This window comes from Streptomyces sp. NTH33, from assembly GCF_003236365.1.
In the GTDB taxonomy this organism is placed as follows: domain Bacteria; phylum Actinomycetota; class Actinomycetes; order Streptomycetales; family Streptomycetaceae; genus Streptomyces.
Genome location: NZ_POTZ01000323.1, coordinates 1 through 8,005, shown reverse-complemented (window position 1 = coordinate 8,005; position 8,005 = coordinate 1). Strand labels below are relative to the sequence as shown.

At 71.7% G+C, this 8,005-nt stretch carries 7 protein-coding genes; 6 read left to right on the top strand and 1 reads right to left on the bottom strand.

Going from position 1 to position 8,005, the window contains the following annotated elements:
• The 5 genes from C1I97_RS25865 to C1I97_RS25845 all read left to right on the top strand — a co-directional run.
• A partial coding sequence (locus C1I97_RS25865; protein WP_441349150.1) for a DUF5063 domain-containing protein occupies positions 1 to 368 on the top strand: 368 nt, incomplete at its 5' end.
• Positions 369 to 568: 200 nt separating this feature from the next.
• Entirely contained in the window at positions 569 to 1,846 is a 1,278-nt protein-coding gene (locus tag C1I97_RS25860) for an aspartate kinase (RefSeq protein ID WP_111005574.1), read from the top strand.
• Positions 1,846 to 2,955: an aspartate-semialdehyde dehydrogenase gene (locus C1I97_RS25855; protein WP_111005573.1), complete on the top strand. Its 1,110-nt coding sequence runs from the start codon at positions 1,846 to 1,848 to the stop codon at positions 2,953 to 2,955. Before C1I97_RS25860 ends, C1I97_RS25855 begins: the two co-directional genes overlap by 1 nt.
• Before the next feature lie 388 nt (positions 2,956 to 3,343).
• Complete coding sequence (locus C1I97_RS25850; RefSeq protein ID WP_441349149.1) at positions 3,344 to 4,048, top strand: SigE family RNA polymerase sigma factor; 705 nt, start codon at positions 3,344 to 3,346, stop codon at positions 4,046 to 4,048.
• Positions 4,045 to 5,211, top strand: coding sequence for a hypothetical protein (locus C1I97_RS25845; protein ID WP_111005572.1), 1,167 nt, complete (start codon positions 4,045 to 4,047; stop codon positions 5,209 to 5,211). Before C1I97_RS25850 ends, C1I97_RS25845 begins: the two co-directional genes overlap by 4 nt.
• Positions 5,212 to 5,221: 10 nt before the next feature.
• On the opposite strand, the gene C1I97_RS25840 is transcribed toward C1I97_RS25845, so the two are convergent.
• A complete protein-coding gene (locus tag C1I97_RS25840; RefSeq protein WP_111005571.1) occupies positions 5,222 to 6,013 on the bottom strand; it encodes an SURF1 family protein in 792 nt (263 codons plus the stop codon).
• Positions 6,014 to 6,136: 123 nt separating this feature from the next.
• Here C1I97_RS25840 and C1I97_RS25835 point away from each other — a divergent pair, with 123 nt between their 5' ends.
• Positions 6,137 to 7,972, top strand: a complete 1,836-nt coding sequence (locus C1I97_RS25835) for a S9 family peptidase (RefSeq protein WP_111005570.1) — start codon at positions 6,137 to 6,139, stop codon at positions 7,970 to 7,972.
• The last annotated feature ends 33 nt before the right edge of the window (positions 7,973 to 8,005 follow it).

The following is an 8,005-nucleotide window of genomic DNA, read 5'->3' as shown; positions in this document are numbered from 1 at the left end:
GACGTCCGACGGTCAGTCTCGCATCCGCACAGGTCGGCGCCGGCCGCCCGGCGCGGCGGCGCTCCGACGACCTCGCGGACGTCGTGGCCGACCTGCGCCACGGCATGGCCCACTACCGCGCGGGCCGCACCACCGAGGCCCTGTGGTGGTGGCAGTTCTCCTACTTCTCCAACTGGGGCTCCACCGCCTCCGCCACCCTGCGCGCCCTGCAGTCCCTGGTCGCCCACGTCCGCCTCAACCAGCCCCTGGAGGAACTGGACGGCCTGGACACCGACCAGGGCATGGGCGACGACACCCTGGAATTCGAGGCCGGCAGGGTCATGGTGGAGGAAATCGCGGAACCACTGGGCCTGCGCCAGGTGACGTGACCTGACGCAGGCCTTCTCTGTGACCCTTCCCACTTTTCGCGTGACGTTCCACGCCCTGGGCATGAGCCGTCCTGGAAAGCGGGCGGCGGACATCTCACGATGCGGTATCGCGGAGGGGGAAATTCGGACGCTCGATAAACTGAGCCGACCGCACCGCATCTGCGTATGTGCGGGAGACACGGACTGAGCGAGGAGCGCACGTGGGCCTTGTCGTGCAGAAGTACGGAGGCTCCTCCGTAGCCGATGCCGAGGGCATCAAGCGCGTCGCCAAGCGAATCGTGGAAGCGAAGAAGAACGGCAACGACGTTGTCGTGGTCGTTTCCGCGATGGGCGACACGACGGACGAGCTGATCGATCTCGCCGAGCAGGTTTCCCCGATGCCTGCCGGGCGCGAGCTCGACATGCTGCTGACCGCCGGAGAGCGGATCTCCATGGCACTGCTGGCCATGGCGATCAAAAACCTGGGTCACAAGGCCCAGTCGTTCACCGGCAGCCAGGCGGGTGTCATCACCGACTCGGTCCACAACAAAGCCCGGATCATCGATGTCACGCCCGGCCGCATCCGGACCGCGCTGGACGAGGGCAACATCGCCATCGTCGCCGGTTTCCAGGGTGTCAGCCAGGAGGGCAAGAACATCACCACGCTGGGGCGCGGCGGCTCCGACACCACCGCCGTGGCGCTCGCGGCCGCCCTCGACGCCGAGGTGTGCGAGATCTACACCGACGTCGACGGCGTGTTCACCGCCGACCCGCGTGTGGTGACGAAGGCCCGGAAGATCGACTGGATCTCGTTCGAGGACATGCTCGAACTGGCCGCCTCCGGGTCCAAGGTGCTGCTCCACCGCTGTGTGGAGTACGCCCGCCGGTACAACATCCCGATCCACGTCCGCTCCTCCTTCAGCGGGCTGCGCGGCACGTGGGTCAGCAGCGAGCCGATTCAGCAAGGGGACAAGAAGGTGGAGCAGGCCATCATCTCCGGTGTCGCACACGACACCTCCGAGGCCAAGATCACGGTCGTCGGCGTGCCCGACAAGCCCGGCGAGGCCGCCTCCATCTTCCGTACGATCGCCGATGCCGAGATCAACATCGACATGGTCGTGCAGAACGTGTCCGCCGCCTCCACCGGCCTGACGGACATCTCCTTCACGCTGCCCAAGGCGGAGGGCCGCAAGGCCATCGAGGCGCTGGAGAAGAACCGGCCCGGCATCGGCTTCGAGTCCCTGCGCTACGACGACCAGATCGGCAAGATCTCCCTGATCGGCGCGGGCATGAAGACCAACCCCGGCGTCACGGCCGACTTCTTCACCGCGCTGTCCGACGCGGGCGTGAACATCGAGCTGATCTCGACCTCCGAGATCCGTATCTCGGTCGTCACCCGCAAGGACGATGTACCGGAGGCCGTGCGCGCCGTGCACACCGCCTTCGGGCTGGACTCCGACAGCGACGAGGCCGTCGTCTACGGAGGCACAGGCCGCTGATGACGCCGTCCGGCCGACCGGCGCTCGCGGTCGTGGGAGCGACCGGAGCCGTCGGCAGGGTCCTGCTCACGATCCTGTCCCAGCGCGCGGACGTCTGGGGCGAGATCCGTCTGATCGCCTCTCCCCCAAGCTCTCAGCTGCGTTCGAGCAGGGGGGACCCCCCTCGCACGGCCGGCCGCAAGCTGGCCGTGCGCGGCGAGGAGGTCGAGGTGGTCGCGCTCACCGAGGACGCCTTCGACGGGGTGGACGTCGCGCTGTTCGCCGTCCCCGCGGAGGTCGCCGGGCAGTGGGCGCCGGTGGCGGCGGCCAGGGGCGCGGTCGTCGTGGACAACTCCGCGGCCTTCCGCACGGATGCGGACGTACCGCTCGTCGTGCCCGAGGTCAACGCGCACGCGGCGCGACGGCGCCCGCGCGGGATCGTTTCCAGCCCCCACTGCACCACCCTGTCCATGATCGTGGCGCTGGGCGCGCTGCACGCCGAGTTCGGCCTGCGCGAGCTGGTCCTCTCCTCGTACCAGGCGGTCAGCGGGGCCGGACGCGCGGGCGTGGAGACGCTGCGCCGGCAACTGTCCCTGGTGGCGGGTACGGAACTGGGGACCAGCCCCGGCGACGTACGGCGGGCGGTCGGGGACGACACCGGGCCGTTCCCGGAACCGGTGGCGCTGAACGTGGTGCCATGGGCCGGGACGCTGTGCGACGACGGCTGGTCGTCGGAGGAGATGGCGCTGCGGGACGAGTCCCGCAAGATCCTCGGCCTGCCGCGGCTGCCGGTCGCCGTGACCTGCGTACGCGTGCCCGTGATCACCACGCACTCCCTGACGGTGCACGCCCGCTTCGAGGACGAGGTCACCGTGGACCGGGCGCGGGAGATCCTCGCCACGGCGCCCGGGGTGGTGCTGTACGACGACCCGGCCGCGGGCGAGTTCCCCACGCCCGCCGACGTGGTGGGCACCGATCCGGCGTGGGTCGGGCGGGTGCGCCGGGCGCTGGACGACCCCACCGCGCTGGAGTTCTTCGTGTGCGGCGACAACCTGCGCAAGGGCGCCGCGCTCAACACGGCGCAGATCGCGGAACTGGTGGCCGCGGAGGCGTCGTTCACAGCGCCGTGACTCCTGTCGCACAACCGGGCCACCGGCGGAAATCCCGTGGCTGCCCCCTGCTTTATTTGTAGGATCCATGTGAAAATCATGGTTCGGCCAGTGGTTCGGACCAGTTGATCCGTGCCGTCCCGGCGGCGGAAGATTTCTCTCCCCGTCCTGCGCAACCGCGCCAAGGGCGGGGAGCGTCTTTGCCGTCGCCCTTCGGGGGCGTGGAGACACTGCGGGGCGTGGGGACGCCCCGGTGATTCAGGCTTAGGGGATGAGCGGGACGCATGAGGGCATATGAGGCACGTTCTGTTGTGCCGCCTGCTGCGAGATCGACGCCGGACGCTTCACATGACGCAAAAGTGATGCCCGGCACGTACAACCCCGGCGGGGGCAGACGAGTCCAACTGGCGTGGCAGAGGTTCTCGACTTTTCCCCCAGGCTCTTCGAGCGGGGGACATCCCCAGCGGCGACCCGCGGTACGGCCCTGCGGCCGGCGCGCGCGGCGCTCCGTCCCCGCGTGCCCGGCATGCCCGGCGGCGTTCCGGTGATCGCGCCCATGCCCACCGCGCGGTCCGCCCGCATACCCAGTCAGCGTGACGGCGCCGAGGAGACCGTGGCGGCCGGCACCACCGTCGACCATCTCACCGAGACCTACCGCACGCACTACCGCTCACTGCTGGGTCTGGCCGCCCTGCTCCTCGACGACACCGCCTCCTGCGAGGACGTCGTCCAGGAGGCGTTCATCCGCGTCCACTCCGCCCGCAAGCGCGTCCGCGACCCGGAGAAGACCCTCGCCTACCTGCGGCAGACGGTCGTCAACCTCTCCCGCTCGGCCCTGCGCCGCCGCATCCTCGGCCTGAAGCTGCTGTCCAAACCGATGCCGGACATGGCGAGCGCCGAGGAGGGCGCCTACGACCAGCTGGAGCGCGACTCCCTGATCAAGGCGATGAAGGGCCTGCAGCGCCGCCAGCGCGAGGTCCTGGTGCTGCGCTACTTCGCGGACATGACCGAGGCGCAGGTCGCCGAGACCCTGGGGGTCTCGCTCGGATCGGTCAAGGCGTACGGCTCACGGGGCATCGCGGCGCTGCGAGTCGCGATGGGGGCGCGGACATGAGCGAGAAGGACGAGGAGCGCGACGCCCACGAGCCCCACGCCCGGCAGGAGCCGGCACGGCACCATGAAGAACACGAGCACACGCAATCGCACTCTGGGAACGGAACCGTGAACAACAGCCCTGACGAACCGGGCCTCGACGGGTTCGACTCGGACGAGCTGGAACTGCGCAGGATGCTGCACCAGGCGGTCCAGGACGTCGAGCCGCGCGACGGCGCGCTGGAGCACCTGCGGCGAGCGGTCCCGGCCCGGCGCGCCCGCAAGCGCCAGGCCGCCGTCGGCATGGCCGCCGCCGCCCTGTTCGTGTGCACCGCCGTCCCCGCCCTCGTGCACGTCTCCCAGTCCACCGGCTCCGACGCCAACCCGGCCATCGCCGGCCAGGCCTCCGAGGCACACGGCGGCACGGGCCGGGGGAAGAGTCCGGACGGCGGCGAGAGCAGCATCGACAACCCCTCGGGCAAGGCCGCCGACAAGGGCGGGAGCGGCGGCGGGGAGGGCCGGAAGGACGGCACGGGCACCGTCGGCAGCGGCCCCGTCGGCGACGCGGGCAGTCCCTCGGCCGGCTCCGGCAGCGGCACGCCCACGTGCACGGCCTCCCAGCTCGGCTCCGCCAACGCCACGGTCGAGGCGCCGGACTCCGCCGGTGTCGTCCACGGCACCTTCCACATCGTGAACGTCTCGTCCGAGAACTGTTCGGTCGGCGGCCCGGGCAGGGTGGGCCACCTCGCGCAGGGCGCGGCCGACGACACCATGATCAGCGTGGTCAACCACGTCCCGGGCGACGCGGCGGCCGGGCTGCCCGACCCCTCCACGGAGGCGCCGGGACTGCTTCTGGCGCCCGGTGCGGCGTACGAGGTGAAGTTCGCCTGGGTGCCCTCCCAGACCTGTCCCGTCAACGACGGCGGCAGCTCCGGCGGCGAGACCGAGGGGCCCTCACCCGACCCGACCCCGACCCAGAGCACGAGCGCCACGGGCACGACGGGCGCGACGACCACCGAAGGCGACTCCGGTCACACGCCCCAGACGCTCAGGGCGGACGGCCCGGCCGACGGCAGCGTGGTGGTCTCCTACACGGCGGAGGCGGGCTCACCGGCGGTGTCGGCGACGGTGTCCAACGCGTGTGCGGGGACGGTCTATCGCACGGGGGTGCTGCCGGCGCCGTAGCAGGCCCGGCTCACACCGCCGCGGCCTGCTCCTCCTCGGCCCCCAGCTCCAGCTCCGCGTCCCGTACCGCCTCCACCTCGCGCCGGACCAGCCGGAACCACATGAAGACCACGAACCCGGCGAAGACGAACCACTCACCGGTGTAGCCGAGGTTCTGGAACGCCTTCAGGTCCAGTCCGGTGTTGCTCGGCGCCTTCGCCGGCACCGCCGCCATCCCGGAGTCGCCCCGGTTGAGCGTGACCCAGGCGTCGTAGACGTCGTAGGGCACGAGGTTCACCAGCGAGGCCGCGCTGATCGCGGCGGTCTGCCCGGACGGCAGTCCGCCGCGGGCGCTGACCCCGTTGTCACCCGGCGTCTCGGACGCCTGCAGCGCACCGGTGACCGTGACCTCGCCCGTGGGCGGTGCCGGGGCCTTCGCCGCGTCCGTGTTCCCTGGGGTCCCCGGCAGCCAGCCGCGTACGACCGGCAGCGCCTTGCCGGAGCCGGTGCGCAGCAGGGTCAGCACGTAGTACCCGCGCTTGCCGTCCAGCTCGCGGTCCGGGATCAGCAGCTGCTTGCCGTACCGGCCGGTCGCGGTGGTCTGCATGCCGGAGGTCCGCTTGTCCACCGGCAGCAGCTCGTCCAGCGGGCGCGGTGCCTCGTCGCGGTAGGTGGCGGCCTGCTCGCCGGCGGTCCGGTGGTCCTGCACCCGCGCCTCGAACCGGCCCAGCTGCCACGAGCCCATGAAGATGCAGAAGGGGATGGCGAGCAGCGCGAAGACGTTGATGCCCCACCAGCGGGGCGTCAGCAGAAACCGGTACACGCCCTCAACGGTACGGTGCCGTGCGCCTCACCCGGGCCGCGGGGTGGCCCGCCGGGCCACTTTTTCCACAGGCTGGGGAGACCGGTCGGCGCGGTAGCCGGTGGGACCAGGCAGTATGGGGTCATGACTGAGAGCAACGGGCCCGGCTCGCCGCAGCAGCTCGACCGGCGGGCGCTCATCGAGGAGATGCCGGACTGGGAGAAGCGCTTCCGCGCGCCTCGCGTGTCGCTGCCGGACTGGGCGGAGGACGCACCGGAGCGTTCCCTGTTCGTGTCGAACGCGACAGGGACGTACGAGCTGTACGCCTGGGACCGGGCGACGGGTGAGCAGCGGCAGGTGACCGACCGGCCGAACGGTACGACGGACGGTGTGCTCTCGCCGGACGGGCGCTGGATCTGGTGGTTCGACGACAAGGACGGCGACGAGTTCGGCATCTGGCGGCGGCAGGCCTTCGAGGGCGGCGCCGACGAGGCGGCCGTGCCCGGTCTCGAGTCGTCGTACCCGGCGGGGCTGGCGCTCGGGCGGGACGGGCGGACGGCGGTCGTGGGCCGCTCGACGGACGAGGAGGGCACGACCCTCCACCTGGCCCGCGAGGGCGAGGCGACGGTGGAGATCTACCGGCACCGCGAGTCGGCGGGCGTGGGCGACCTCTCGCACGACGGCACGCTGATCGCCATCGAGCACACGGAGCACGGCGACGCGATGCACTCGGCGCTGCGCGTGCTGCGCGCGGACGGTACGGCGGTCGCCGAGCTGGACGACACCAAGGGCGGGACGGTCGAGCTGGGCCTGGAGGTGCTGGGCTTCGCCCCGGTCGAGGGGGACGCGCGGCTGCTCGTCGGCCATCAGCGGCGGGGCCGCTGGGAGCCCCTGGTCTGGGACGTGACGACGGGCGAGGAGACGGACCTGTCCCTGGACCTGCCCGGCGACGTGAGCGCGGAGTGGTACCCGGACGGCACCGGCCTCCTGGTCGCGCACAGCTTCGAGGCCCGCAGCGAGCTGTTCCGCTACGACCTGGCCACGCGCGAGCTGACGAGGATCCCCACGCCGTCCGGCACGGTCTCCGGGGCGACCGCCCGCCCGGACGGCAGCGTGGAGTACCTGTGGTCCTCGGCGGCCCAGCCGTCGGCGGTGCGCTCGACGAGCGGCGGGGTGGTCCTGGATCCTCCCGGCATGAGATCCCCGGGCTCGGTCCCGGTGGAGGACGTGTGGGTGGAGGGCCCCGGCGGCCGCATCCACGCCCTGGTCCAGAAGCCGGCGGGCGCCACCGGCCCCCTTCCCACGGTCTTCGACATCCACGGCGGCCCCACCTGGCACGACAGCGACTCCTTCGCCGCGGGCCCGGCCGCCTGGGTCGACCACGGCTACGCGGTGGTCCGGGTCAACTACCGCGGCTCCACGGGCTACGGCCGCGCGTGGACCGACGCCCTCAAGCACCGGGTGGGCCTGATCGAGCTGGAGGACATCGCGGCGGTCCGCGAGTGGGCGATCACCTCGGGCCTCGCCGACCCCGACCGCCTGATCCTCACCGGCGGCTCCTGGGGCGGCTACCTCACCCTGCTCGGCCTCGGCACCCAGCCGGACGCCTGGACCCTGGGCATCGCGGCGGTCCCGGTCGCCGACTACGTCACGGCGTACCACGACGAGATGGAAGCGCTGAAGGCCATGGACCGCACGCTGCTCGGCGGCACCCCCGAGGAGGTCCCGGAACGCTTCGAGGCGTCCTCCCCCCTCACCTACGTAGACCGGGTCGAGGCCCCGGTCTACATCTCCGCCGGTGTCAACGACCCCCGCTGCCCCATCCGCCAGATCGAGAACTACGTCAAGCGCCTCCAGGCCCGCGGCGCCGTCCACGAGGTCTACCGCTACGACGCGGGCCACGGCTCCCTGGTCGTGGACGAACGCATCAAACAGATCCGCCTGGAACTCGACTTCGCAGACCGCCACCTGCCGAAGTGAGGGACGGGGCGTGAGCCCGGGCCGGGGGTGCGG